Below are 26,863 nucleotides of genomic sequence, written 5' to 3' on the forward strand. Positions count from 1 at the left end.
CGTCCCGAAGCGCCCTCAGGCGGTCCTCGCGGCTCTTGTCAGCCGTTCTTGATGCGGTTGGTCAGCTCGGTCACCTGGTTGTAGATGGAGCGCCGCTCCGCCATCAGCGCCCGGATCTTGCGGTCCGCGTGCATGACGGTCGTGTGGTCCCGCCCGCCGAACTGCGCACCGATCTTCGGCAGCGACAGGTCCGTGAGCTCGCGGCAGAGGTACATGGCGATCTGCCGGGCCGTCACCAGAACCCGGCTGCGCGAAGCGCCGCACAGGTCCTCGACGGTGTGCCCGAAGTAGTCGGCGGTCGCGGCCATGATGGCCGGCGCCGTGATCTCCGGGGAGGCGTCCTCACCGCCCGGGATCAGGTCCTTGAGGACGATCTCGGTCAGGCCCAGGTCGACGGGCTGCCGGTTCAGGCTCGCGAAGGCCGTCACCCGGATCAGGGCGCCCTCCAGCTCACGGATGTTGCGCGAGATGCGGGAGGCGATGAACTCCAGGACCTCCGGCGGGGCGTTCAGCTGCTCCTGCACGGCCTTCTTGCGGAGGATCGCGATACGGGTCTCCAGCTCGGGCGGCTGGACGTCCGTGATGAGGCCCCACTCGAAGCGGTTGCGCAGCCGGTCCTCGAGGGTCACCAGCTGCTTGGGCGGCCGGTCCGAGGACAGCACGATCTGCTTGTTGGCGTTGTGCAGGGTGTTGAAGGTGTGGAAGAACTCCTCCTGCGTCGACTCCTTGCTCGCGAGGAACTGGATGTCGTCGACCAGCAGGATGTCCATGTCGCGGTAGCGCTTGCGGAACGCGTCCGCCTTGCCGTCGCGGATGGAGTTGATGAACTCGTTGGTGAACTCCTCGGAGCTCACGTAGCGCACGCGCGTGCCCGGATAGAGACTGCGCGCGTAGTGCCCGATGGCGTGCAGCAGGTGGGTCTTCCCCAGCCCCGACTCGCCGTAGATGAAGAGGGGGTTGTACGCCTTCGCCGGCGCCTCGGCCACCGCCACCGCGGCGGCGTGCGCGAAGCGGTTGGACGCGCCGATCACGAACGTGTCGAAGAGGTACTTCGGGTTCAGGCGGGCGGTCGGCTCGCCGGGGCCCGGGGCCGGGGAGGGCTTCGCCGCGAGCGGGCCGGGGGCGCCCCCCGAGGGCCGCTCGGGCCGCTCGCCGCGCTGGTGGCCCTCCGGAGCCTCACGGCCCGGCATGTCACGGCCCGGCATGTCGCGACCGGACATGTCCCGGCGCTGCTGCTCGTACGACATGCGCTCGGGCGGCTGCGTCCGGTAGTCGGACCCTTGCGATTCGTATCCGCCGCCGGAGTGCTGCGAGGCGTACGGGTCGCGTTCGCCCTCGGCGAAGCCGCCGAGGCGCTGCTGCTGCCAGCTGTAGTCGTTCCTGTCGCCCCTGTCACCGGGAGGCGGCACCGGGGGCCCCGAGGGGGCCGAGTGGCGCGGCCACGCACCGGGCTCGGGGCGCTGCTGCTGGTAGTCCGGGTAGGCGGGGCGCACGGACGGCAGGTCGTCGGCGGGGGCCTGGCGGCCGTAGCTCTCGCGGCCCTCGTAGGCGCCGTTGTCGAAGCTCTCGTAGTCGTCGCGGGGCTCGTAGGCGTCCCGGCCCTGGCCGCCGCCCCGGGTCGCGGACTCGTCGTAGCGGGACTGCTGCGGGGCCTGGGGGCGCTCGGCCGGGGGCTCGGCCGCGGAGTCGTCGACGGTGATCGCGATCCGGATGGGGCGGCCGCACTCGCGGGTGAGCGCCTCGCTGACGAGCGGCGCGAGCCGGCCCTCGAGTACGCCCTTGGCGAATTCGTTGGGCACGGCCAGCAGGGCGGTGTCCGCGACGAGGGCCAGCGGCTGGCACCGCTTGATCCAGTGCTCGTCCTTGGTCTCCACGCCCTGGCCGCGCTTGTCCCGGCCCTCGCCCAGGAGCTGGTCGAGCACGCGCGGCCACACTGCGGCAAGATCGGCAGGCAGGTCAGCCACAGGGCACGCTCTCTCAGTCACTGGGGGCGCCCCGTCAGTCCCACGAATGTGTGGTTCTCGGGACGGGCGGGAAGGATTCGGAGTTCAGCCACGGTAGTCAGCCCGCGGTGCGTGGTTCAAGTCGTTGTCCACAGGGTGTGTACAAATGTGCCATGGCGCGAGCCGTGTCGTCCCCTCGGCCTGCGGCGGGCTACGGTGTATCCCTGGTGCGCTGCCGGTTTGACCGAATGGCGTAGCCGCGCGTACCGTGACCAGGTCGAGTTGTCGATGGCTGCTGCCGCCTGCCTCCGATGGGCAAAGATCGCGTCGAGTCTGTACGCGGTCAAGAAGCGGTGCACTCGGGCGTTGCGAGCTTCTCGTGGGCGCACGGTGACAGCCAGGCGATGTCCCGCCACCACCGATTCATTTCTGGAGCCCCCGAGTGAGCAAGCGCACCTTCCAGCCGAACAACCGCCGCCGCGCGAAGACCCACGGCTTCCGCCTGCGCATGCGCACCCGTGCCGGCCGCGCGATCCTCGCGTCCCGCCGTGGCAAGGGTCGCGCCCGCCTGTCGGCCTGAGCGGCCTGACGACCAATAGGTCCATGCCGTGCTGCCTACCGACAATCGGCTGAGGCGGCGCGAGGACTTTGCGACCGCGGTGCGCCGAGGACGCAGGGCCGGCCGCCCGCTCCTCGTCGTCCACCTCCGTAGCGGTACAACGGACCCGCACACACCTGGGGAGAGTGTTCCCCCGGTGCGTGCGGGTTTCGTCGTCAGCAAGGCCGTCGGCGTCGCCGTAGTCCGCAATCTGGTGAAGCGCAGGCTTCGCCACCTCATGCGTGACCGGCTCGATCAGCTGCCCGCCGGTAGCCTGGTGGTGGTACGGGCCCTGCCCGGCTCGGGCGAGGCGGACCACGATGAGCTGGCCCGTGATCTTGACACCGCACTGCAGCGGCTGTTGGGAGGGGTGCCGCGCCGTTCCGATCCCCCCGGGGACACTCCCCGGGACCTTGGCCGAAGCCAGGGAGGGAGCGCACGGTGAAGTATCCGCTGCTGTGGTTGATCAAGATCTATCAGTGGACCATCAGCCCGCTCCTGGGCCCGGTCTGCAAGTACTACCCGTCGTGCTCGCACTATGGCTACACGGCCATTGACGTGCACGGCGCGGTCAAAGGAACGGCGCTGACGGCCTGGCGCATCCTGCGCTGCAACCCGTGGTCGCTCGGTGGCGTCGACCACGTACCTCCCCGGAAGCGTCCGGTCTGGCACCAGCGGCTGAGGAGCCGACTGGGTGGGAACCCCGCCTCGGGGCCTGCCGCACAGCCCGAGACTCAGCCCAACGCCCAAGGAGCCTGATTCGTGGACACGATCCTCGGTCCCCTCTATTACGCAGTTTCCTGGATCATCGTCCAGTTCCATTCGCTGTACAGCCTTGTCTTCGACAAGAACAGCGGCTGGGCGTGGGGTCTGTCCATCGTCTCCCTGGTGGTCCTGATCCGTATCTGCCTGATCCCGCTCTTCGTGAAGCAGATCAAGGCCACGCGGAACATGCAGGCGCTCCAGCCGAAGATGAAGGCCATCCAGGAGCGCTACAAGAGCGACAAGCAGCGCCAGTCCGAAGAGATGATGAAGCTCTACAAGGAGACGGGCACCAACCCTCTCTCGAGCTGTCTCCCGATCCTGGCCCAGTCGCCCTTCTTCATCTCGCTGTACCAGGTCCTGAACCACATCGCGCAGGGCAAGACGGTCGGTGTCATCGACCAGACGCTGCTAGACAGCGCGCGGCAGGCGCACATCTTCGGCGCCCCGCTGTCGGTGAAGTTCATGGACTCCGCGGCCAAGGTCGAGTCCTTCGGCGCCTCGCTGCTGGACGTGCGCGTCGTCACGGTCACCATGATCGTCCTGATGTCGCTGTCGCAGTTCTTCACGCAGCGCCAGCTGATGACGAAGAACGTCGACCTCTCGGTGAAGACGCCGTTCATGCAGCAGCAGAAGATGCTGATGTACGTCTTCCCGCTGATCTTCGCCGTCCTCGGCATCAACTTCCCCGTCGGTGTCCTCGTCTACTGGCTGACCACCAACGTGTGGACCCTGGGCCAGCAGATGTTCGTCATCCGCCGTAACCCCACCCCGGGCAGCCTCGCCTTCAAGCAGCGCCAGGAGCGCCTGCGGGCCAAGGGCAAGCTCACGGAGGACCCGGCCGAGGTCGAGGCGCGCAAGGCCGTCGAGGCCGCTCGCGCCAAGCGTCAGCAGCCCAAGCGCCAGACCAAGGCCAAGCGCCAGGTCGGCACGGCCACCGCCACGCCCTCCGCCACCTCGGCCGACGCCGGGACCACCGCCGCCTCCGACGAGGGCAAGCCCTCGATGGAGAAGAAGCAGGAGGCCTCGCAGGACGCCAAGGCCGCCGGCGGCACGAAGGACGCCAAGGCGGGCGGCAAGCCCGGGCAGCGCAAGAGCGGCCCGCAGCGGCCCAAGCACCCCTCCAAGAAGTGATGAAGGAGTCCACTGTGACGGACACGCAGCGCCAGAACAGCGGTGTCGCCGCCGAGGGCACCGACACCCTGTCCCGCCTCGAGCAGGAGGGCGAGATCGCGGCCGACTATCTCGAAGGCCTGCTCGACATCGCCGACCTCGACGGCGACATCGACATGGACGTCGAGGCGGACCGCGCCGCGGTGTCGATCATCAGCGACTCGACCAGCCGTGACCTGCAGAAGCTCGTCGGCCGCGACGGTGAGGTGCTGGAGGCGCTCCAGGAGCTCACCCGGCTGGCCGTGAACCGGGAGACCGGCGACCGCAGCCGGCTCATGCTGGACATCGCCGGCTTCCGCGCCCGCAAGCGCGAGGAGCTGGCGAAGGTGGGCGCCCAGGCGGCCGCCGAGGCCCGCAGCACCGGCAGCCCGGTCAAGCTGGACCCGATGACGCCCTTCGAGCGCAAGGTCGTCCACGACGCCGTGGCCGCCGAGGGCCTGCGCAGCGAGTCCGAGGGCGAGGAGCCGCAGCGCTTCGTCGTCGTCCTCCCGGCCTGAGCGGTTCCCCGCCCGGCTCCCCGGCTTTCCCGATCCCACTTCTAGGTGTGTCCGGCCCCGTCTGCTCGCAGGCGGGGCCGATCCTTGTCAGCCTGATATTCAGACTCTGATTCCAGTGATGCTCAGAGAGACGTCGTACGGAAGGACGGTTTCCCGTGGATGAGGCAGCGGAGCTCCCCCCGGCGCCCCCGGAGGCACGGGAGGTATTCGGTGACCGCCTGCCGGAGGCCGTTCGGTACGCCGAGGTGCTCGCGGACGCGGGCGTACGGCGAGGTCTCATCGGTCCCCGAGAGGTTCCGCGGCTGTGGGAGCGGCACCTGCTGAACTGCGCGGTGCTCTCCGAGGCCGTCCCGGACGGCGTCTCCGTGTGCGACGTGGGCTCCGGCGCCGGGCTGCCCGGCATCCCGCTGGCCCTGGTCCGGCCCGACCTGCAGATCACGCTCCTGGAGCCCCTGCTGCGCCGTACGACGTTCCTGCAGGAGGTCGTGGAGCTGCTGGGCCTGGACCACGTCACGGTCGTCCGTGGCCGCGCCGAGGAGATGCTCGGCAAGGTGCAGCCGGTGCACGTCGTCACCGCGCGGGCCGTGGCCCCGCTGGACCGGCTGGCGGGCTGGGGCGTGCCCCTGCTGCGTCCGTACGGCGAGATGCTCGCCCTCAAGGGCGATACGGCGGAGGAGGAGCTGAAGGGCGCCCGTGCGGCGCTCAGCAAGCTCGGTGTCGTGCGGACCTCGATCCTGCAGGTCGGCCAGGGCGTCGTGGATCCGCCGTCCACGCTGGTGCGGGTCGAGGTGGGGGAGAGCCCGGGCGGTGTGCGCTTCGCCGCCAAGCGGGCCAAGGCGGCGGGCCGCTCGCGGCGCCGGCGCTGAGGTCACCCTTGGGGAGCAGGACAATGCTCCATACAACCTGCCAAACCTACCTGTAGCGGAGTGTCGTCACTCCGGCGCCCAGCGTGCGCTGCATCGTGTTTCACGTGAAACGACGCTCACTGCTGCAGGGAATCATCGACCGGGGTCGCGCGGCCGTACCGCGCGGCCACCGGGCGTCCGAGTACGCCGGTGACGCCGGTGTATCCACAGGAATCCTGGATTCATCCACAGGAGAACAGGGCTCGCTGGTTCACAACCCCGAAAGCATGGCAGGCTCTGTCCATTGCGAGCCTGATGTCGAGGAGAGTGAATCCTTGCGGTCCGACGCCAATATCGCGGGGCCGATGGCCGACCCGGTCCCCGGTCCCCGCCCCGCCGACTCTGCGGGTGAGCTTGTTTCACGTGAAACGCCGCCCCCGATGCCCAGGCCGGACCACACCCGGGTCATGGTGGTCGCCAACCAGAAGGGCGGCGTGGGCAAGACCACGACGACCGTGAACCTGGCGGCCTCACTGGCCCTGCACGGCAACCGCGTGCTGGTCATCGACCTCGATCCCCAGGGCAATGCCTCGACGGCCCTGGGCATCGACCACCACGCCGAGGTCCCGTCGATCTACGACGTCCTGGTGGACAGCAAGAAGCTCGCCGACGTGGTGCAGCCGGTCGTCGACGTGGAGGGCCTCTTCTGTGCGCCCGCCACGATCGACCTGGCCGGTGCCGAGATCGAGCTGGTCTCGCTCGTCGCCCGTGAGAGCCGGCTCGACCGTGCGATCAAGGCCTATGAGCAGCCGCTGGACTACATCCTGATCGACTGCCCGCCCTCGCTCGGCCTGCTGACGGTCAACGCACTGGTCGCGGGCGCCGAGGTGCTGATCCCCATCCAGTGCGAGTACTACGCCCTGGAAGGCCTCGGCCAGCTGCTGCGCAACGTCGAGCTGGTGCGGGGGCATCTCAACCCCACGCTCCACGTCTCGACGATCCTGCTGACGATGTACGACGGGCGGACCCGGCTGGCGTCGCAGGTGGCCGAGGAAGTGCGCACCCACTTCGGTCACGAGGTGCTCCGGACGAGCATTCCCCGGTCCGTCCGGATCTCCGAGGCGCCTAGCTACGGACAGACGGTCCTGACGTACGACCCGGGCTCCAGCGGAGCCCTCTCCTACCTGGAGGCAGCCCGGGAGATCGCGCTGCGGGGGGTCGGCGTACGTTACGACGGGAGCATGGCTCACCTCGTGGGCCGCCAGCAACAGCAAGACCAGCACAGCATGTCGGAGGGGCTGCAGTGAGCGATCGACGTAGAGGACTGGGCCGTGGGCTCGGTGCCCTGATTCCAGCGGCGCCGAAGGCGACGGAGAGCGCCGCCCCGGTCATGGGGGCGGGCGCGACGTCCCCCGCCGCGGTGCCGGTTCTCACGCCGGAGCGAGGGGTGGCGGCGGCCAAGGTGACCACGCTGCCGGTGACCGAGGTCTCCGTTTCACGTGAAACGGAGGGGGAGGAGATCCGGGGAACCGGGGCGTACTTCGCTGAGCTGCCGCTGGATGCGATCACGCCCAATCCGCGGCAGCCGAGGGACGACTTCAATACGGATGCCATGGCCGAGCTGGTCCACTCCATCCGTGAGGTGGGCCTGCTCCAGCCCGTGGTCGTACGGCGTGTGGGCTCTGAGCGCTACGAGCTCATCATGGGCGAGCGCCGGTGGAGGGCATCGAGGGAAGCCGGCCTGGAAGCCATCCCGGCCATCGTCCGGGCGACCGAGGACGAGAAGCTCCTTCTCGACGCCCTCCTGGAGAACCTGCACCGTGCGCAGCTGAATCCCCTTGAGGAGGCGGCTGCGTACGACCAGCTGCTCAAGGACTTCAACTGCACCCATGAGGAGCTGGCGGACCGCATCGGACGGTCGCGTTCTCTGGTGTCCAACACGCTGCGGCTGCTCAAGCTCTCTCCTGAGGTGCAGAGCAAGGTCGCATCCGGCGTGCTGATGGCCGGTCACGCCCGGGCACTGATCTCCGTAGAGGACCCCGAGGAGCAGATTCGGATCGCCAAGCGCATCGTGGCCGAAGGGCTGTCGGTGCGTAACGTGGAAGAGATCGTGACCCTGCTGAAGCGGGAGACGAAGGGCTCGGCCAAACCCAAGGGGCCCCGCGCCGGCGCCCGCGTCTCCCCGGCCCTGACCGATCTCGCCACTCGGCTGTCGGACCGCTTCGAGACCCGGGTGAAGGTGGACCTCGGGCAGAAGAAGGGCAAGATCGTCGTCGAGTTCGCCTCGATGGAGGATCTGGAGCGCATCCTGGGCACGCTGGCCCCGGGCGAGGGGCGCGTCCTGGAACAGAAGCTCTCGGCCGACGACGAGGACTGATACCGGTCGGGCCGGGCAAAGGGCGGGTGGTGTTTCACGTGAAACACCACCCGCCCTTTGCCTTGTCCCGCTGTTCGCTCAACCCCTCCCCGGATACGATGCGTTGGGGTATGGCGCAACCACGTTGACACAGTTCGCGGAGGGGCGGGGCCATGCGATTGGTGAGCCGGACCGGACTCGTGGCAACAGGCTTCGGCCTGGGAGCAGTCGGCGGATTCGTCGGCAGCCTCCTCCGGGAGCGGAGCGCGTTGAGCGCCGCCCGGGGCATGGCACGCGACGGAAGTGAGGAATTGGCTCCATGGGGCGTCGGCTCGTACCGCTCACGCTGGACAATCTCCCGGACCTCCCCCAGCGCTGTCGCTCCTGCGTCTTCTGGGAACTCGACCCCGTCAGCGGCGAAGCGGCGCTGAAGGCCGGCCGCCCCGAGCTGGAGAAGGAGGCCTGGATCTCCGGGGTCCTCCTGGAGTGGGGTTCCTGCGGCCGCGTGGCCTACGTGGATGAGGTCCCGGTGGGCTTCGTGCTCTACGCGCCGCCCGCCTACGTCCCCCGTTCGGCCGCCTTCTCCACGAGCCCCGTCGCGGCGGACGCCGTCCAGCTGATGACGGCCTGGCTGACGCCGGGGTTCCAGGGGCAGGGCCTCGGCCGGATGATGGTGCAGACCGTCGCCAAGGACGTCCTGCGACGGGGGTTCAAGGCCATCGAGGCGTTCGCCGACGCGCGGTGGAAGGAACCGGCCTGTGTGCTGCCGGCCGATCACCTCCTGGCCGTCGGCTTCAAGACGGTGCGTCCGCACCCCCGCTATCCGCGGCTGCGCCTGGAGCTCAGGACGGCGCTCTCCTGGAAGGAGGACGTCGAGCTCGCGCTGGACCGTCTGCTGGGCGCGGTGCAGAAGGAGCCCGCGCTACGGCCGCTGTGACGGGTTCACTGCCGCCGGGCACGCGAACGGGTCCGGCCCCCGCAAGGGCCGGACCCGTTTCACACGTCGAAGCCGCTGTTTCACGTGAAACAGCGACGGCTCACTTCGCGCTGAGGAAGCTGTCCAGCTCGCGCTCCAGGGCGACCTTCGGCTTGGCGCCGACGATCGTCTGGACGACCTCGCCGCCGCTGTAGACGTTGAGGGTCGGAATCGACATCACGCCGTACTTGGCGGCGGTGGTCGGGTTCTCATCGATGTTGAGCTTGACGATCTCGATCTTGTCGCCGTGCTCGGCCGCGATCGCCTCCAGGGACGGGGCGATCTGGCGGCACGGACCGCACCACTCGGCCCAGAAGTCCACCAGAACGGGCTTGTCGCTCTTGAGGACGTCCTCGTCGAAGGATGCGTCGGTCACAGCCTTGAGAGCCACGGAGGTCTCCTTACATTCTCTGCGTGGGGGGGGCGGGGTTTGGGGGGTGGGGTCAGGCGGTCTTCTCGGGCTCGCGAACGTGCTCGCTGTCCGAGAGAGAGGCGAGGAAGCGCTCGGCGTCCAGCGCGGCGGAGCAGCCCGTGCCGGCGGCGGTGATCGCCTGGCGGTAGGTGTGGTCCACGACGTCGCCGGCGGCGAAGACACCGGTCAGGTTGGTGCGGGTCGACGGGGCGTCCACCTTGAGGTAGCCCTCGTCGTCCAGCTCCAGCTGGCCCTTGAAGAGCTCGGTGCGCGGGTCGTGGCCGATCGCGATGAACAGGCCGGTCACCGGCAGCTGGGAGGTCTCGCCGGTCTTGAGGTTGCGCAGGGTCAGGCCCGAGAGCTTGCCCTCGCCGTGGATCTCCGCGACTTCGCTGTCCCACACGAAGGAGATCTTCGGGTCGGCGAAGGCGCGCTCCTGCATGGCCTTGCTGGCCCGCAGGGTGTCACGGCGGTGGACGACGGTGACGGACTTGGCGAACCGCGAGAGGAAGGTGGCCTCCTCCATCGCGGTGTCGCCGCCGCCGACGACGGCGATGTCCTGGTCCTTGAAGAAGAAGCCGTCGCAGGTGGCGCACCAGGAGACACCGCGGCCGGACAGCTCGTCCTCGCGCGGCAGACCGAGCTTGCGGTGCTGCGAGCCGGTGGTGACGATCACGGCCTTGGCGCGGTGCACGGTGCCGGCGGAGTCCGTGACGGTCTTGATCTCCTCGCTGAGGTCGACCGCGACGATGTCGTCCGGGACCAGCTCGGCGCCGAAGCGCTCGGCCTGCGCCCGCATGTTGTCCATGAGGTCCGGACCCATGATCCCGTCACGGAAGCCGGGGAAGTTCTCGACATCGGTGGTGTTCATCAGGGCACCACCGGCGGTCACGGCGCCCTCGAAGACCAGCGGCTTCAGCGAGGCGCGGGCGGTGTAGAGCGCGGCCGTGTAGCCCGCGGGCCCGGAGCCGATGATGATCACGTTGCGGACGTCGCTCACGGGAGTCTTCCTTGTCTGCCGACTGCTGTCTCGGGTCCTTGAGGGGGTTCACCCCACCCAACGGATCCTACGGGGCAAGCATTCCCGTGAGCGCCTGCTGCGGCCGGTACGGCTCAGGCGCGTGGCAGCGTCTCGGTCAGCAATACCCTGCCCGGCGTGGCGCCGCCCGCATCGACGCAGGTGGCAGAGACCACATAGGCGTCCACGCGCGTGCCGTCCCCGGGGTGCGGCAGAACGACGAGATAGGCGTCCTCACCCTGATAGGTCTCCGGCTGGGAGACCAGGGCCTGCTCCGGGCGGCCGATGCCCTGCCGGACGCAGAGCGGTGCCGCCCCGCCCGGGTCGTTCAGGGTCGCGCCCGGCGGGGTCTCCGGGGACTCGGCGGTCTTCCCGCGGGCCTCGTTGGCGCTGAACGGCGACGGCCTCAGGAGCTCCTGCACCCGCGCCGTGAGATCACCGGAGGCGAGGGCGGGCGCGGGCGCGTGGCTCTCGCGGCCCTTGGCGGGCGTCTGCCGGGGCTCGTCCGTACCACCGGGCTGCAGGAAGATCGCACCCACGCTGATCGCGGCCGCGACACAGGCGCTTCCGAGCAGCACCGTCGGCCAGCGCCGGGCGCGACCGCTCCGCCGCCCCCGGGACGGCGGCGTCTGCTTGCCGGGGCCGGTCGCGCTCCGGGGGCGACCGAGAGGACGCTCGGGAGCGCGCCCGCTTGTTTCACGTGAAACGCGGCTCCCGGTTTCACGTGAAACGCGGATCTCGGGTTCATGTGCTGCGGACTCCCGAGGAGCGCTCCCCGGACCCGAGGCCGAAGAGTTCAGCGTTCCTGTTTCACGTGTTCCTGTTTCACGTGAAACAGGAACGCCGTGGGGCGGCGTGGTCGAGTCCAGCAGCGCCTCGGCGGCCAGGGCGGCATCGATACGGCTGGCGATGTCCGTGGGCATCCGGGAGGGGCCGGGAAGCGTCCCCAGCGCGCCCCGGATCTCGTCCAGGGAGCTGCGGACGTCCTCACACAGCTCACAGACTGCCAGGTGCTCCCGGACATCCGCGGTACGTGCCGGTGAGAGCACCCCCTCGGTGAGCGCGGAGATCTCCGCGACCTCCGGGTGCCCATCCGTGCCGGTCATCGAAGTCACGCTCGCCCACCTCCGCCCTTCACTGGATCTGTGTCGCTCTGTCCTGCCGGTGGTGGGACGGACGTCCCTTGCGACCGGTTCCTTCCCCCGTCGGACGGTGGGCTACCCCCGCCGCGGGGACGCAGATGGGTGAGGATCGGCAGCAGACGGGCTCTTCCCCGTGCACAGCGGCTCTTCACCGTGCCCACGGGCACGTCCAGCACCTCGGCCGCTTCCGCCACGGGATACCCCTGCATGTCCACCAGGACGAGGGCCGCGCGCTGGTCGGGAGGCAGGGTGGCCAGGGCCTGCACCAGCTCCCGGTGCAGGTCACCACGCTCCGCGGGCGCGGCGGCCGACTCGTGGGGTTCGATGAGCTGCTCAAGCCGCTCGGTCTCGGCGAGCGGCGCCGTCCGCCGTGAGGCGGCCTTGCGGGCGCGGTCCAGGCAGGCGTTGACGGTGATGCGGTGCAGCCAGGTGGTGACGGCGGACTGCCCGCGGAAGGTGTGTGCGGCGCGATAGGCGGAGACCAGCGCGTCCTGCACGGCGTCCGCGGCTTCCTCCCGGTCGCCGAGCGTCCGCAGGGCGACGGCCCAGAGGCGGTCGCGGTGCCGGCGCACGATCTCGCCGAAGGCATCGGGGTCGCCGGCGACGTGCCGGGCGAGGAGATCGGCATCGCTCAGGCCGTCACGCGAGGCGTCGTCCACCGTCGAGCCCTCCCCCTGAGGTCCGTTGCGAGCGTCAGCCGGTGAACTTCACGTTCCTGATGCCCTGCTTGTAACCATCACCGGCAAAGGTGTTCTGGTCAGCGCCAGAGTAAGGCGCCGCGGTGATCCACAGGACGACGTACCGGGTCTCGAACGGCTTCTTGAGGGAGAGGTTTATCGAATCGGTCGACGTCCGCTTGTTCGTCAGCTTCTTCAGCGACGTCAGCGGGTCGGTGCTGCTGAGGGACTTCGCCGCGTAGAGCGACACATCGGTGTGGTCGCCGCCGTAGAGCAGCTTGATGTCCGCGGAGCTGAGCTTCTGCTTGCTGCCGAGGTCGTAGACGATCCCGACGCCGCCCTTGTACTGGGCCAGCGAGGGGCCCTCGCGGTAGCTGCGCGAGCGCCACGTCTTCGCGACGTCGTCGTACGGGGTGTACGTGTTCTTGACCAGGTCTTCGTGCTGCGGGGTGCCGTCCGGAGCGTACTCCCGGGCATCGATGATCTTTATCGGATCGCCGGTCGGCTTCTGGTCGTCGTCCCCCGTCGACTCGGAGATCTGCGGGCGGTCCTCCTGGCCGTCCTTCAGGAGCGTGTCCGCGAGCTGCCAGCTGGCCAGGCCCAGGGCGGCGATCAGCAGGGCGGCGACGCTCCACTTGAGCGCGCGCCCGGTGCGGCCCTGCAGCGGGGGCGGCGGGGGCACCGGAAGCGGACCCGTGGCCCCGCCGCCGTGCGGCGGCTGCTGGCCGTACGCGTGCGGGCGCTGGTAGCCGCTGGGCGGACCGGCGAAGGACGACTCCGGGGGCCGGATGCGCGGCATCGCCGCGACGGCCTTGGACAGCTCCTCCGGCGTCGTGCACGGCTTCTCCTGCCGTGACGCGGTGGAGCCGTCGTTGACGAGCGCGCGCATGGCGAGCTCGGACAGGCCGCGGTGGACGCCGGCGCGGACCTGGTCGGGGGCGATCAGGCCGACGCCCTTGGGCAGACCGGGCAGGCCGTGCGCGCTGTCCTCGTACGGCCAGCGCTGGGTGAGCGCGGCGTAGAGGAGGGCACCGATGGCCTCGGTGTCGGTCTGCTGGGGGTGGTCGGACGTGATGCCCCGGAGGGCGGCCATGACGGCGAGGCCGCGGATGCGGTACTGCCCGGTGCCCGTGCGCAGCACGGAGCCGGGGTGGAGGCGCAGGTGCGCGAGGCCTTCGCGGTGGGCGGCGGCCATGGCCTGGGACACCTGGCTCACGAGCTGGTAGGCGTCGTGCGGCTCCATGGGGCCGGCGGCGAAAACGTTGGTGAGCTCGGTGGCGTCGGGCAGCCACTCGTGCACCACGTAGACCAGGTCGTTCTCCTCGACGGCGTCGAGGACCTGGACGAAGCGGGGGTCACCGAGGAGGGCGGCCGAGCGGGCGGCGGCGAGGACGGGGCGGGCGCGGGGGTGGTCGGCGGGCAGGAGGTGGACGCCCACGGCGCGGCGGAGCTTCTCGTCCACCGCACGCCAGCTGCTGAATCCCTCCAGACGGGTGACGCACTCCTCCAAGCGGTACCGCTTGGCGAGCTTGTGGCCGCTGTGCAGTTCGGTGGTCCGGTCGTCGCGCGCGGGCTTTTCGGCGTCCTTCTTCTTGCCGTCCGTGCGCCCGGCGTCCTTGTGGCTGCCGGGCGTGATCGCGGCCTCCGCCCCGTCGGCCGTGGCCTTGCCCGCCTTGGCGGTCAGCGGCTCACCGCCGCTGTTGCCTGCCACGTCGACGGCAGCTGTGCTCCGTTCTGCCACCGTCGTTCCTGCCTCCCCATCCGTTGCACGCCGTCCACAGCCAAGACAATTGTGCCCACAGTCCAGCGCTATGCACGACACGCGGCGGCGGGCGAAGGTTGTGCTTCCGTCAGCGTCCGAGACGCCCGCGGACCATACCGACCATGGCCGTCAGCTCCTCGATCCGCATCCGCTTCGCGGCGACGTAGAAGACGCCGATCAAGGCCAGACCGCCACCGATCAGGGAGGCGAGCGAACCGAGCACGCCCAGGCCGAGCACCTCGCCGATCCCGTAGGAGACGGCCCCGCCGATGAGAGCCGCCGGAATGCACGCCCCCGCGAGGCGGGCGTACGTCCGGATGACGCGCGAGCCGTCCAGGTCGCCACCGAGGCGGGTACGCAGGCGGCGCCACGCCACACCGACACCGACGGCGTAGCCGAGTCCGTAGGAGAAGGCCATGCCCGCCACGGCCCATCGGGCGGGGAGGACGAGGTAGCTCACGAAGGAGGCGGCGGCGTTGACGGCCGCGACGATCACCGTGTTGTAGAAGGGGGTGCGGGTGTCCTCGTAGGCGTAGAAGCCGCGCAGGATGACGTACTGCGCGGAGTACGGGATCAGGCCGAGGGCGAACGCCATGAGGATGAAGCCGATGTTGGTGGCGGCGGTGGTTCCGGAGCCGCTGCCGAACATCAGCGTCGACATGGGAACGCCCAGCGCCAGGAAGGCGAAGGCACACGGCACGATGGCGACGGCCGAGGTGCGCAGACCGTGGGAGAGGTCGTCGCGGACGGCGGAGGCGTCGCCGTCGTGGGCGGCGCGGGAGATCCGGGGGAGCACCGCGGTCATCACCGAGACGGTGATGATGGCCTGCGGCATCTGCCAGAGCTGCAGCGCGAAGTTGTAGGCGGTGATGCCGGTGCCCGGCTGGTGCGCCTTCTCCGCCAGGGCGCCCGCCTTGGTGGCGAGCTGAGTGACGACGACGAGACCGGCCTGGTTCGCGAGGACGAAGAAGAACGTCCACTTGGCGAGGCCGGCGGCCTTGCCGAGCCCCTGCCCCCGCCAGTCGAAGCGCGGCCGGATGCGGAAACCGGCGTCGCGCAGGTAGGGGAGCATCGCGAGGGCCTGGACGACGAGGCCCAGCAGGGTTCCGATGCCGAGCAGGCGGATGCCCTCGGGCGTGATGGTCTCGGAGCTGATGTTGCTGGTGTGGGCCGGTCCGAAGGCCCAGATGAACGAACCGAAGGTGGCGATGATGATGATGTTGTTGAGGACCGGGGTCCACATCATCGCGCCGAACTTTCCGCGCGCGTTGAGGATCTGCCCCATGACGACGTGCACGCCCATGAAGAACATGGTCGGCACGCAGTAGCGGGCGAAGGCGACCGCCACGTCCATGCGGGTGGGGTCGTCGGCGATGGTCGGCGACATCATCCGGATGAAGAGCGGGGCGCCCAGCACACAGACGGTGGTGACGCCCGCCAGCAGCACGATGACGAGGGTGAGCAGGCGGTTGGCGTACGCCTCTCCGCCGTCCTCGTCGTTCTTCATCGCGCGGACCAGCTGCGGGATGAAGACGGCGTTGAGCGCACCGCCGGCGACGAGGATGTAGATCATCGTCGGCAGGGTGTTCGCGACCTGGTAGCCGTCGTTGAGCGTGCCGACGCCGATCGCCGCCGCCATCACGAGGTTCCGGGCGAAGCCCAGGATGCGGGAGACCATCGTGCCCGCCGCCATCAGGGCGCTCGACTTCAGCAGGCTCGCCGCCTTGCCGCCCTTGGCCGGCGCCGGTGCCGCAGCCGCGGCGGGCTCCGGCTCCGCAGCCGGTTCGGCGCCCGGCACGTTCGGCGGCGGCACGGGCGAGCCGTACTGCCCCGGCGCCGGGATCTGCTGTCCCGGCGGCCGCGGCGGCTCGTAGGGCTGCTGCTGGTCGCGGTAGAGGTGGGCGAACGCGTCCCGCTGGGGGCCGTCCTCCCCCGGCCGGTCGGCGAAGCCGTCCACGGCCGCGAACGGCTGCGTGGCGTCGGCGTCACCGGAGGCGGGGAAGCCCGGCGAGCCCTCGGGCCCGCCGGAGGCCGGCGGCCAAGGGCGCGAGCCCGTGTCGGGGCCCTGCTGCAGCGGGTAGGTGTTGCGGTACGTGCCGGGCGGCGCCGGGGATGCGGCGCGGTCGTACAGTGCGTCGCTCACCGGGTCCTGGGCGGCCGGGTCGTGCCCCGGGTAGGGCTCGGACGCGTAGGCGTCCCGCAGGTAGGGATCCCGGGCGTACGGGCCCTGGCGGGGCGTGCCGGGGGCAGGCGGGGGCGGCGGGTACTGACCCCGCTGCTCACCACCCGCGCCCTGCCCGCGGTCACCGTCGTACGGCGCGTTCATCGCTACCCCACCTCATCGTCCGCGGCCGGCCGGCCCCACTACGCGTCAACGTTCCACTTTCTCACCCGAGCCGGACGGCTCCGTGTCATGCGATCCGGTGTCCGGGGCCGGGTCACCCGGCTGCCTGCCGGGACGGTCGTCGTCCGGGCCACCGTTGCCGGGCCCGTCGCCGTCCGCGCCGGGCTCGCCACCGTCGGCCGCACGGGCGGCGGAGCGCTTCCGCTTGATGTAGATGCGGAGCCCCGCGAGGACCAGCAGGAGCACGCCTCCGGCGATGACGAGGAGAACCATAGGGGTGATGGACGTGACATGCACAGTGAAGACGACGGGGTCGCCGTAGGGCTGGCCCTCGTCCGTGTACAGCCGTGCCGTCACGCGCACCGGACCGTTGGCGTTGGCCCGCGTCTCGAACTTCACCGACTGGTTCTGCCCGCCGTTGATCTTCACCGGCTGGGACCGGTCGACCTGCAGGCGGTTCGTCTGGCTGGACTCCAGCACCAGGTGGAGCCCCTCGATCCCCTGCAGCAGGCCGTTGTGGACCGTCATCGGGATCGTGGCGCTGCGCCCGGAGAGGGTCACATCGGACTTCTTGATCAGCTCGACCCGGCGGGTGAGCCCGTACAGATAGGACTGCACGGCGTCGCGGAACTCGGCGGCCCCCTTGGGGTTGCCGCGCCAGGACGCCGACATCTCGCGCATGATCGCGCTGCCGAACGGGGTCACCACGCGGTCCTGCGAGGTCAGGATGACCTTGAAGCCGTCCAGGGTCGACTGGGTCTTCTGGATCTCCTGGAACGCCTTGGTGGTGAGCTCCTGCTCGCGCAGCGAGTCGGGGTAGGAGCCGGAGCCGGGCACCTGCTGGTTCGCGTCCGGGTCCGGCTTGGCGGCGGCCGCGTCGCCCAGGCTGAGCGGCTGCGTCCAGCGGCCGTCCGAGATGCCGCCGATCGCCGCGGCCATCGCCTGGGCCTGGCTCGTGGCCGGCATGCGCTGCGGTGCCACGACGATGCTGCGCTCGTTGTCCGGTGCCTGCCGGTTCACCAGGAGGGTCTGGGCGGCGAACCGCTGCACGGCGAGCGAGTACTCGCCGGCGCGGATCAGGTCGCCCTGGAAGCCGTTGGACATCCGGGCGTCCGCCACGACGGCCGTGTTGCCGCTGCCGATCTGGCGGGCCGCGGTCGGGGTGTACGACATGTGGTCGCGGAAGCTGTCGCTGCGGGCGATGACGTTGTGGGCGCCGGCCGAGGTGGCGACGTCGATGACCGAGGAGTCGACGGCGCCGTCGACGGGCCACGCGAAGTCCGTGCGCGGCTTCACGCCGAGGATGGTGTCCACGGTCGTCGAGGCGAGCTCCGTGGCGGACTGCAGGTGGCTCAGGGAGCCCGAGACGTCCTTGCCGTGGTGGGCCAGCGACGCGAGGTCGGGATCGCCGAACGGCAGCGCCACCACCTGGTCGCCGCCGACCGCGTTCTGCAGCTGGCTGAGCCACTGCTTGGCGACCGCCTGGCCGCGGCCCGGCGTGGTCTTCCCGCCCGGTCCGTCCACCCGGTAGGCCTTGGTCATGGCCTCGACCGTGGCGAGCAGATCGGGATCGATCACCCAGGTGATGTGCAGGCCCTTGCCCAGCGCCACCAGCTGCTGCAGCCGTCCGCCCGGTGCCAGCTCCGCGGCCAGGTCGTCGTTGGGGAAGATCGGCGTCTGCTGCTGGTCGGACTCGGTGCGGGCGGTCAGGTGGGTCGCGGAGACCAGCGGCCACAGGAAGGTGAGCTGCGTCTTCTTGCCCTCGATCGCGGAGGGCTGCCAGGGGAGCAGGGTCCGCCCGATGCCCAGCACCCGCTCGGACCCCTGGTCCGCGGTGTGCCCGGACAGCGAGACGCCCAGCTGGTAGACCCCGTCCTTGCTCAGGTCCAGGTCCTTCGCCGGCAGCGAGATGCTGAATTCGCGGCTGCCCCCCGGAGGGAGCCTGTCGACCTTCTGGGTGTGCTTGCCGACCTCGGAGCCGTCGGAGCCGGGGGAGAAGGGCGTGCGGTTGCCGATCTCGTCGGCGTCGACCCGGCTGTTGATCTGGCCGCCCACCCGCAGGCCGACGTGCGCGTCGGAGACCGCCGAGCCGCCGGTGTTGGTGATGGTGCCCGAGACGGTGAGCGTGTCGTCCGGCTTCGGGGCGACGGGCGTCAGCGTGTTGATCGAGACGTCGACCTGGCGGGAACCGGCTGACTCGGCGCGGGCGGGCTGCGCGCCCGGCAGCTGCACCAGGCCCAGCAGCAGCGCCGCTCCCGTCAGCAGCGTCGTGAGGAGCCGGGACCACCGGCAGGCAGAAGCGGAGGGGGTCTCCTGGATCTCTGCCGCCTCGGCCACGCGCTCGCCCGTCCCTCGTCGTCGTCAGTGGTCGTCGGTTGTGCGTCCACGAATGGTAACGAGGCCCGCTGTGACGAAGTGCTGCGGACCGCTCCGCAAGATCGCGCGGCCGGCCCGATGTCCCGGCTGCGCCCGCTTTGCGCGGCCTGCGCCATGCGTCCGTAACCGGGAGGCCCCGGGGCGCGCGGCCACGTACCCTCTTCTGTTGTGCCGAATGCCAACAATGACAGCCTCACCCAGTCGTCGACCAATGAGCTCAGCCAGGTGCAGCGCCGTGCCGTGAGCGAGCTCCTGCGGGTCTCCCCCGTGGCCGACGATCTCGCCCGCCGATTCCAGGAAGCCGGGTTCACGCTTGCCCTGGTCGGCGGATCCGTACGGGACGCGCTGCTCGGCCGGCTCGGCAACGACCTGGACTTCACGACGGACGCCCGCCCGGAAGACGTCCTGAAGATCGTCCGGCCCTGGGCGGACGCCGTCTGGGAGGTCGGCATCGCCTTCGGCACCGTGGGCTGCCGCAAAGCCGACTTCGACATCGAGGTCACGACATATCGGTCGGAGGCGTACGACCGGACCAGCCGCAAGCCGGAGGTCTCCTACGGCGACTCCATCGAGGAAGACCTCGTCCGCCGCGACTTCACGGTGAACGCCATGGCCGTCGCGCTGCCGGAGAAGGAGTTCATCGACCCGCACAACGGCCTGGAGGACCTCGCCGCGCGGATCCTGCGCACCCCCGGCACCCCGGAGGAGTCCTTCTCCGACGACCCGCTGCGCATGATGCGGGCCGCCCGCTTCGCCGCCCAGCTCGACTTCGAGGTCGCCCCCGAGGTCGTCACCGCGATGACCGAGATGTCCGGTCGGCTGGAGATCGTCTCGGCCGAGCGGATCCGGGACGAGCTCAACAAGCTGATCCTCTCCGACCACCCGCGCAAGGGCCTGACGCTGCTGGTCGACACCGGCCTCGCCGCCCTCGTCCTGCCCGAGCTCCCCGCCCTGCGCCTGGAGCGCGACGAGCACCACCGGCACAAGGACGTCTACGAGCACACGCTCATCGTCCTGGAGCAGGCCATCGCGCTGGAGGCCCCGCGCGACCAGCCCGGCGGCGGCCCCGACCTGGTGCTGCGCCTCGCGGCCCTGCTGCACGACATCGGCAAGCCGCGCACGCGCCGCTTCGAGAAGGACGGCCGCGTCTCCTTCCACCACCACGAGGTGGTGGGCGCCAAGATGACCAAGGCGCGGATGACCAAGCTCAAGTACTCCAACGAGCTGGTGAAGGACGTCTCCAAGCTGGTGGAGCTGCACCTGCGCTTCCACGGCTACGGCACCGGCGAGTGGACCGACTCCGCCGTGCGCCGGTACGTGCGCGACGCGGGCCCCCTGCTGGAGCGGCTCCACAAGCTGACCCGCTCCGACTGCACGACGCGCAACAAGCGCAAGGCCAACGCGCTCTCGCGGGCGTACGACGGCCTGGAGGAGCGCATCGCCCGCCTGCAGGAGCAGGAGGAGCTGGACGCGATCCGGCCGGACCTGGACGGCAACCAGATCATGGAGATTCTGGGCGTGGGCCCCGGCCCGCAGATCGGCAAGGCGTACAAGCACATGCTGGAGCTGCGGCTGGAGCACGGCCCGATGAGCCATGACGAGGCCGTCGCCGCGCTCAAGGAGTGGTGGGCGGCGCAGGGCTGACGGGCTCCGGGCTCGTCCCGGGCTCATTCACCGTTTCGCCGTTTCACGTGAAACGTGATGCGGCAGCGGGGCCGGTGGGTGTTTCACGTGAAACACCCACCGGCCCCGCTTCTTATGCGCCCTCGCGCCGCCGGAAGCCCGCGAGGGCGACGGCGACCACCGCATAGAGCACCGCGACGGTGGACACCAGCAGGGCCGACCGGCCGTCCGGCGGCAGCATCAGGGCCGCCACCCCTGCCGCGCCGACGAAGGCGACGTTGAAGAGGACGTCGTAGAGCGAGAACACCCGGCCCCGGAAGACGTCGTCCACCGACGCCTGCACCACCGTGTCCGTGGCGATCTTCGCGCCCTGGGTGACGAGCCCGAGGACGAAGGCGGCGATCAGCATGGGCACGCGCTCGAAGGGCAGGCCGAGCGCGGGCTCCAGCACCGCCGCGGTCGACGCACAGGCGACCATCCAGCCGAGCCGCCCCAGCCGGGACACCGCCCAGGGAGTGAGGACGGCCGCCGCGAAGAATCCCGCGCCGGAGACCGCCACGGCGAGCCCCAGCAGCGCCAGGCCCTTGGCCTCGGAGCCGGCCCACGCGTAGCGGCAGAGCATCAGCACGGTGACGGTCAGGGCGCCGTAGCAGAAGCGCATCAGCGTCATGGCGGCCAGCGCGCAGGCGGCCGTGCGGCGTTCGGCGAGATGGCGCAGGCCCGCGGCCAGGCCGCGCGCCGTGCCGGCCAGGACGGCGCCCAGCCGGTGGGAGAGCGGCAGATCCGGGCCGAGCAGGCCGACGGGCATCCGCAGCGAGCACAGGGCGGCGCACAGGTAGAGGACCGCACCGAGCAGGACGACCAGGGCGTCGGCCCCCGCCCCCTCCGGGGCTCCCAGGCGGACGGCGAAGGCGAGGCCGCCGCCCGCGGTGGCCGCCAGCGTCCCGGCGGTCGGCGAGAGCGAATTGGCCATGACCAGTCGCTCGCGCGAGTCCACCACGCGGGGCAGGGCGGCGGAGAGCCCGGCGAGCACGAAGCGGTTGACGGCGGTGACCGACAGGGCGGAGGCGTAGAAGAGCCAGTCGGGGACGCGCGCGACGACGAGCAGGGCGGTCACGCCGGCGAGGGCCGTGCGCAGCAGGTTGCCGTGGAGCAGCACCTGGCGGCGGCGCCACCGGTCCAGCAGCACTCCGGCGAAGGGTCCCAGGAGGGAGTACGGCAGCAGGAGCACGGCCATGGCCGAGGCGATGGCGGCGGGGGACGCCTCCTTCTCCGGGGAGAAGACCACGTAGGTGGCGAGCGCGACCTGGTAGACCCCGTCGGCCGCCTGGGAGAGGAGCCGGACTGCCAGCAGGCGGCGGAAATCGCGAAGGCGGAGCAGGACGCGAAGATCACGCACAACGGGCATGGACCACAGCCTCACACAACGCACAGGTCCCCGGGCGGACAACCCGGGGACCTGTGCGTGCGGGACGGAGCGGAGGGAGCGGAACGCTTAGCGCTCGACCTCGCCCTTGATGAACTTCTCGACGTTCTCGCGGGCCTCGTCGTCGAAGTACTGCACCGGCGGCGACTTCATGAAGTAGGAGGAGGCGGAGAGGATCGGGCCGCCGATGCCGCGGTCCTTGGCGATCTTCGCGGCGCGGACGGCGTCGATGATGACACCGGCGGAGTTCGGGGAGTCCCAGACCTCGAGCTTGTACTCCAGGTTCAGCGGAACGTCACCGAAGGCGCGGCCCTCGAGGCGGACGTAGGCCCACTTGCGGTCGTCCAGCCAGGCCACGTAGTCCGAGGGACCGATGTGGACGTTCTTCTCGCCCATGTCGCGGTCGGGGATCTGCGAGGTGACGGCCTGCGTCTTGGAGATCTTCTTGGACTCGAGGCGGTCGCGCTCGAGCATGTTCTTGAAGTCCATGTTGCCGCCGACGTTCAGCTGCATCGTGCGGTCCAGGACGACGCCCCGGTCCTCGAACAGCTTGGCCATCACGCGGTGCGTGATGGTGGCGCCGACCTGCGACTTGATGTCGTCACCGACGATCGGCACACCGGCCTCGGTGAACTTGTCGGCCCACTCCTTGGTGCCGGCGATGAAGACCGGGAGGGCGTTGACGAAGGCGACCTTGGCGTCGATGGCGCACTGGGCGTAGAACTTGGCGGCGTCCTCGGAACCCACGGGGAGGTAGCACACCAGGACGTCGACCTGCTTGTCCTTGAGGACCTGGACGACGTCGACGGGAGCCTCGGCGGACTCCTCGATGGTCTCGCGGTAGTACTTGCCGAGGCCGTCGAGGGTGTGACCGCGCTGGACGGTCACACCGGAGGCGGGCACGTCGCAGATCTTGATGGTGTTGTTCTCGCTGGCGCCGATGGCGTCCGCGAGGTCGAGGCCGACCTTCTTCGCGTCGACGTCGAAGGCGGCCACGAACTCCACGTCGCCGACGTGGTAGTCGCCGAACTGCACGTGCATCAGACCCGGCACGCGACCGTTCGGGTCGGCGTCCTTGTAGTACTCGACGCCCTGCACCAGCGAGGCGGCGCAGTTGCCCACGCCTACGATGGCTACGCGAACCGAACCCATTCCGGTTGCTCCCTGTTAGTACTCGACGAAGCCCTGCGGAGTGCAGGGCTCACTGGTCCGGACCGGTGCGCTTGTCACGCCCGGCCCGCTCGCTCTCGATCAGCTCGTTCAGCCAGCGGACCTCGCGCTCCACGGACTCCATGCCGTGCCGCTGAAGCTCGAGGGTGTAGTCGTCCAGCCGTTCCCGGGTGCGGGCCAGGGAGGCGCGCATCTTCTCCAGACGCTCCTCCAGACGGCTGCGGCGGCCTTCCAGCACGCGCATCCGTACGTCCCGCGAGGTCTGCCCGAAGAACGCGAAGCGGGCGGCGAAGTGCTCGTCCTCCCACGCATCGGGACCCGTGTGGGCGAGGAGCTCCTCGAAGTGCTCCTTGCCCTCTGCCGTCAGGCGGTAGACGATCTTCGCCCGTCGTCCGGCCAGGGACGCCGCAAGGGCGTCCTCCGGAGCGTTCCCCGGCTCCTCGACCAGCCAGCCGTTCGCCACGAGGGACTTCAGGCAGGGGTAGAGGGTGCCGTAGCTGAACGCACGGAACACCCCGAGCGAGGTGTTCAAGCGTTTCCGCAGCTCGTAGCCGTGCATCGGGGACTCGCGGAGCAGGCCGAGGACGGCGAACTCGAGGATGCCGGAGCGTCTGCTCATGTTTCGCCTCCTTGTCGCACACAGCCTAGTCCTTGTGATCCCTAGTCCCTTTTAGTCCCTTATGCCGACGCCGGGCCGACCTTTATGCCGAGCTGATGTATCGACTCGATACATCCAGACGATAGAACGCACCTCTGGATGCGACAAGAGGGGGCACGGTGAACGAGGTCACATCACCGATTCGTGGGACACAACCTGCCTGAATTGGAGTGAACATCCCCAGTAGAAGCGTTTTGGGCGTGCGTAGTCTGTGCGCCATGCAGACCAGCGGGAACCGAGTGACGACGACAGGCGTCCTCGTCCCGTATGCAATGCGCCCGGTTGCCTCAGGCAGCCGGTCAGCGCATCGGGGGGAACGCAAGCCACCTGCCGCTTCCAGGCGATAGCGCCTGCCCGAGGAGTAGTCGTTCGATGAGCGAGCACCGCCGCAAGCCGCCGCAGCCTCAGGGTGGCGGACGAGCCGCGGCCAGGCGCGCGGCACAGCAGCCGGGACCCGGCCGCCGTTCCGCGCCAACCAGCAGTTCCGCCGCGCAGCCCGGGCGCGGCGAGTCCGACCGGTCCGGCAGCCGGGCCGACGCCCGGCGTGCCAACCCGCGCGGCCCGGCGGCCGCCGGGCGCAGACGCGGGGCCGATCCGGGTGCGGGCGGCCGCGGGCGCCCGGGGAAGAAGCGCTTCATCGACTACCCGCGGTCGGGGAAAGAGGGATACAAGCGCTGGCTGCCCTCCTGGCGGCTCGTCCTGGGCGCCGCGTTCACCTTCATCGTGCTGATCCTCGGCACCGTCGGCATCGCCCTCGCCGTGGTGCAGGTGCCGTCGGCGCAGAAGACCGCCCAGGTGCAGAAGAACGTGTACTACTGGGCCGACGGCAAGCAGATGGTCGTCGCGGGCGGCGGTGCGCTCAACCGCCAGATCGTGCCGATCTCCAAGATCCCGCTGTCGATGCAGCGAGCGGTGATCTCGGCCGAGAACGCCAGCTTCTACAAGGACTGGGGCGTCGACCCCATGGGCATCCTGCGCGCCGTCGTGAAGATGGCGCAGGGCGGTGAGACCCAGAGCGGTTCGACCATCACGCAGCAGTTCGTGAAGAACACCTACCTGAGCCAGGAACAGACGCTCAAGCGCAAGGCCACCGAGCTGCTGATCTCCATAAAGGTGGGCGCCACCAAGGACAAGGACGACATCCTCGCCGGCTACCTCAACACCGCCTACTACGGGCGAGGTGCCTACGGGATCCAGGCCGCGGCGCGCGCCTACTTCGACAAGGACTGCAAGGACCTCACACCGAGCGAGGGCGCCTTCCTCGCCGCCACGCTGAACGGCCCCAACCTGTACGACCCGTACGGCGGCCAGGGCCCGGCGGCGACCCCGGAGAAGAACCTCAAGCGGGCCACCGACCGCTGGAAGTGGACCCTGGACCGCGAGGTCGAGACGGGCAACCTGGAGGCGGCCGAGCGCGACAAGTGGGTCGCCAAGGGCTTCCCCACCCCCCAGAAGCCGAAGCCCGCGACGAACCGCGCCGGCCAGATCGGCTACCTCACGGACCTCGCCGACAACTACGTCGTCGCCCACTCCGGCATCAGCAAGACCCAGCTCGACCGCGGCGGCTACCAGATCTACACGACGTTCGACCGGGACCGGGTCAACGCCCTGTCGAAGGCGGTCGAGGACGTCCGCAAGGCGAACATCAAGCCGGACGTGCGGGACCGCGACAAGTTCGTGCAGTTCGGCGGCGCCTCCGTCGACCCCAAGACCGGCAAGATCGTCGCCATCTACGGCGGCGAGAACGCCCTGGAGCACTACACCAACAACGCCGACTACACCGGTGTGCAGGTGGGCTCGACGTTCAAGCCCTTCGTGCTCGCCGCGGCCATGTCGCACGGCAAGCGCAACCCGGCCCTGGGCGAGACGCAGAGCGACGACCAGCGCACGCTGGTCTCCCCCGAGAGCATCTACAACGGCAACAACAAGCTGACGCTCCGGAAGTACAACGGCCAGGTCTGGCACGACAACGACGGCAGCGAGTGGCACCAGAAGAACGACGGTGAAGAGGACAAGGGCCCCATCACCCTGCGCACCGCCATGCAGTTCTCGGTGAACACCCCCTACATCCAGCTCGGCATGGACGTGGGCACGGATCTGGTCAAGGAGGCCGCCCTGCGGGCCGGCCTGGACAAGGACCAGCTCGCCGCCACCACGCCCACGTTCTCGCTCGGCACATCGGCGCCCAGCGCGATCCGGCTGGCGGGCGCGTACGCCACCTTCGCCGCCAGCGGCAAGCAGATCGACCCGTACTCGGTCGAGAAGGTCGAGCGCGACGGCAAGCCCGCCTACACGCACGAGATGAAGTCGGACACGGCGTTCTCCCCGAACGTGGCGAACAACGTCACCGACGTCCTCAAGACCGTCGTGGAGGAGGGCACGGGAACGGCGGCGAAGCTCGCGGGCGGCCGCCCGGCCGCGGGCAAGACCGGTACGACGGACGAGAACCGCTCCGCCTGGTTCGCGGGCTACACCCCGCAGCTGTCCACGGCGATCGGCATGTACCGCGTCGACCCGAACGCGAAGAAGCAGGAGTTCCTGTCGATGCGCGGCGTGGGCGGCAAGGAGACCATCCACGGTGCCTCGTTCCCGGCGGAGATCTGGGCCGACTACATGAACGCGGCGCTCAAGGGCCAGCCCATCGAGCAGTTCGAGCCCGCGCAGCCGCTCGGCGAGAAGATCTTCGGCGACGGCGCCAGCCCCTCCCCCAGCGCCGTGCCGTCCGCACCCCCGTCGGCGGCGCCGTCCACCACGCCCTCCGGCACTCCGTCGAAGTCCGCCTCGCCGAGCCCGTCGGCGAGCCGGTCCTGCTCGATCTTCGACTTCAAGTGCAAGCACGGCGGCGGCAGCGGCAGCGGCGGTCCCGGGGGCACGACGGGCGGCAACGGCGGCCCGGGCGGCGATCCCGGCACCTCGCCGTCGCCGGACGTCAGCCGGCGCCCCGGCGGTGGCGGCGGCGGTGGCGGGCTGTTCGGCGGCATGAACGGCTGACCGGCGCGGACCGGGCCGGACCTGCTGTTCCGGCATCCGCATCGAGGGCCGTCGCGCGTTCGCGTGACGGCCCTCGAAGTTATCCACAGGCTCCGGCGGCCCACAGCCTCGTAC

General features: G+C 70.1%; 21 protein-coding genes and 1 pseudogene. 11 read left to right on the plus strand and 11 right to left on the minus strand.

Annotated features, from left to right (window positions below; translation table 11 throughout):
* Positions 1-38: 38 nt before the first annotated feature.
* Positions 39-1,964 carry a chromosomal replication initiator protein DnaA gene (gene dnaA / locus ACFZCD_RS06485; protein ID WP_391828520.1) on the minus strand — a complete coding sequence of 642 codons (1,926 nt, stop codon included), beginning with the start codon at positions 1,962-1,964 and terminating at the stop codon, positions 39-41.
* 421 nt (positions 1,965-2,385) lie between these two features.
* Between dnaA and rpmH the strand changes: the two genes are divergently transcribed.
* From rpmH to ACFZCD_RS06530, 9 genes and pseudogenes are all read left to right on the plus strand, one after another.
* On the plus strand, positions 2,386-2,523 hold the full coding sequence (gene rpmH, locus ACFZCD_RS06490) for a 50S ribosomal protein L34 (protein WP_003949374.1): 138 nt from the start codon (positions 2,386-2,388) through the stop codon (positions 2,521-2,523).
* 28 nt (positions 2,524-2,551) lie between these two features.
* A pseudogene (gene rnpA, locus ACFZCD_RS06495) lies at positions 2,552-2,920 on the plus strand (ribonuclease P protein component); the annotation flags it as partial.
* A gap of 62 nt (positions 2,921-2,982) precedes the next feature.
* On the plus strand, positions 2,983-3,300 hold the full coding sequence (gene yidD, locus ACFZCD_RS06500; protein WP_391828522.1) for a membrane protein insertion efficiency factor YidD: 318 nt from the start codon (positions 2,983-2,985) through the stop codon (positions 3,298-3,300).
* A 3-nt stretch (positions 3,301-3,303) separates the two neighbouring features.
* On the plus strand, positions 3,304-4,437 hold the full coding sequence (gene yidC / locus ACFZCD_RS06505) for a membrane protein insertase YidC (RefSeq protein WP_391828524.1): 1,134 nt from the start codon (positions 3,304-3,306) through the stop codon (positions 4,435-4,437).
* Between the two features lie 14 nt (positions 4,438-4,451).
* Positions 4,452-4,973: a protein jag gene (locus ACFZCD_RS06510; RefSeq protein ID WP_391828526.1), complete on the plus strand. Its 522-nt coding sequence runs from the start codon at positions 4,452-4,454 to the stop codon at positions 4,971-4,973.
* Positions 4,974-5,128: 155 nt separating this feature from the next.
* Positions 5,129-5,839 carry a 16S rRNA (guanine(527)-N(7))-methyltransferase RsmG gene (gene rsmG / locus ACFZCD_RS06515; RefSeq protein WP_391828528.1) on the plus strand — a complete coding sequence of 237 codons (711 nt, stop codon included), beginning with the start codon at positions 5,129-5,131 and terminating at the stop codon, positions 5,837-5,839.
* A 266-nt stretch (positions 5,840-6,105) separates the two neighbouring features.
* Positions 6,106-7,125 (plus strand): ParA family protein, encoded by a 1,020-nt coding sequence (locus ACFZCD_RS06520; protein ID WP_391828530.1) that lies wholly within the window; start codon positions 6,106-6,108, stop codon positions 7,123-7,125.
* Complete coding sequence (locus tag ACFZCD_RS06525; protein WP_391828532.1) at positions 7,122-8,195, plus strand: ParB/RepB/Spo0J family partition protein; 1,074 nt, start codon at positions 7,122-7,124, stop codon at positions 8,193-8,195. The genes ACFZCD_RS06520 and ACFZCD_RS06525 overlap by 4 nt, the downstream gene beginning before the upstream one ends.
* A 298-nt stretch (positions 8,196-8,493) precedes the next feature.
* A complete protein-coding gene (locus ACFZCD_RS06530) occupies positions 8,494-9,111 on the plus strand; it encodes a GNAT family N-acetyltransferase (RefSeq protein ID WP_391828534.1) in 618 nt (205 codons plus the stop codon).
* A gap of 100 nt (positions 9,112-9,211) precedes the next feature.
* On the opposite strand, the gene trxA is transcribed toward ACFZCD_RS06530, so the two are convergent.
* From trxA to ACFZCD_RS06565, 7 genes are all read right to left on the minus strand, one after another.
* Complete coding sequence (gene trxA, locus ACFZCD_RS06535) at positions 9,212-9,541, minus strand: thioredoxin (protein ID WP_391828536.1); 330 nt, start codon at positions 9,539-9,541, stop codon at positions 9,212-9,214.
* 52 nt (positions 9,542-9,593) lie between these two features.
* Entirely contained in the window at positions 9,594-10,562 is a 969-nt protein-coding gene (gene trxB / locus ACFZCD_RS06540; protein WP_391828537.1) for a thioredoxin-disulfide reductase, read from the minus strand.
* A gap of 113 nt (positions 10,563-10,675) precedes the next feature.
* Positions 10,676-11,158: a hypothetical protein gene (locus ACFZCD_RS06545; protein ID WP_391828539.1), complete on the minus strand. Its 483-nt coding sequence runs from the start codon at positions 11,156-11,158 to the stop codon at positions 10,676-10,678.
* Positions 11,159-11,691: 533 nt separating this feature from the next.
* Complete coding sequence (sigM, locus tag ACFZCD_RS06550; RefSeq protein WP_391828541.1) at positions 11,692-12,381, minus strand: RNA polymerase sigma factor SigM; 690 nt, start codon at positions 12,379-12,381, stop codon at positions 11,692-11,694.
* Between the two features lie 34 nt (positions 12,382-12,415).
* On the minus strand, positions 12,416-14,140 hold the full coding sequence (locus ACFZCD_RS06555; protein ID WP_391828542.1) for a protein kinase family protein: 1,725 nt from the start codon (positions 14,138-14,140) through the stop codon (positions 12,416-12,418).
* Positions 14,141-14,249: 109 nt separating this feature from the next.
* Entirely contained in the window at positions 14,250-16,487 is a 2,238-nt protein-coding gene (gene murJ, locus ACFZCD_RS06560; RefSeq protein ID WP_391828544.1) for a murein biosynthesis integral membrane protein MurJ, read from the minus strand.
* 45 nt (positions 16,488-16,532) lie between these two features.
* On the minus strand, positions 16,533-18,842 hold the full coding sequence (locus tag ACFZCD_RS06565; RefSeq protein WP_391828546.1) for a DUF6049 family protein: 2,310 nt from the start codon (positions 18,840-18,842) through the stop codon (positions 16,533-16,535).
* 207 nt (positions 18,843-19,049) lie between these two features.
* Between ACFZCD_RS06565 and ACFZCD_RS06570 the strand changes: the two genes are divergently transcribed.
* Entirely contained in the window at positions 19,050-20,525 is a 1,476-nt protein-coding gene (locus ACFZCD_RS06570; protein ID WP_391828548.1) for a CCA tRNA nucleotidyltransferase, read from the plus strand.
* Between the two features lie 112 nt (positions 20,526-20,637).
* On the opposite strand, the gene ACFZCD_RS06575 is transcribed toward ACFZCD_RS06570, so the two are convergent.
* The 3 genes from ACFZCD_RS06575 to ACFZCD_RS06585 form a co-directional block, all read right to left on the minus strand.
* Entirely contained in the window at positions 20,638-21,912 is a 1,275-nt protein-coding gene (locus ACFZCD_RS06575; protein WP_391828549.1) for an MFS transporter, read from the minus strand.
* Positions 21,913-21,999: 87 nt separating this feature from the next.
* The gene (locus tag ACFZCD_RS06580) at positions 22,000-23,082 is read right to left on the minus strand and encodes an inositol-3-phosphate synthase (RefSeq protein ID WP_391828551.1); all 1,083 of its coding nucleotides are present in this window, start codon (positions 23,080-23,082) and stop codon (positions 22,000-22,002) included.
* A 49-nt stretch (positions 23,083-23,131) separates the two neighbouring features.
* On the minus strand, positions 23,132-23,719 hold the full coding sequence (locus tag ACFZCD_RS06585) for a helix-turn-helix transcriptional regulator (protein WP_391828552.1): 588 nt from the start codon (positions 23,717-23,719) through the stop codon (positions 23,132-23,134).
* Positions 23,720-24,130: 411 nt separating this feature from the next.
* Between ACFZCD_RS06585 and ACFZCD_RS06590 the strand changes: the two genes are divergently transcribed.
* Entirely contained in the window at positions 24,131-26,749 is a 2,619-nt protein-coding gene (locus ACFZCD_RS06590) for a transglycosylase domain-containing protein (RefSeq protein ID WP_391828553.1), read from the plus strand.
* Positions 26,750-26,863: the final 114 nt, after the last annotated feature.

The sequence above is a fragment of the Streptomyces sp. NPDC008001 genome, assembly GCF_042958085.1.
GTDB lineage: Bacteria > Actinomycetota > Actinomycetes > Streptomycetales > Streptomycetaceae > Streptomyces.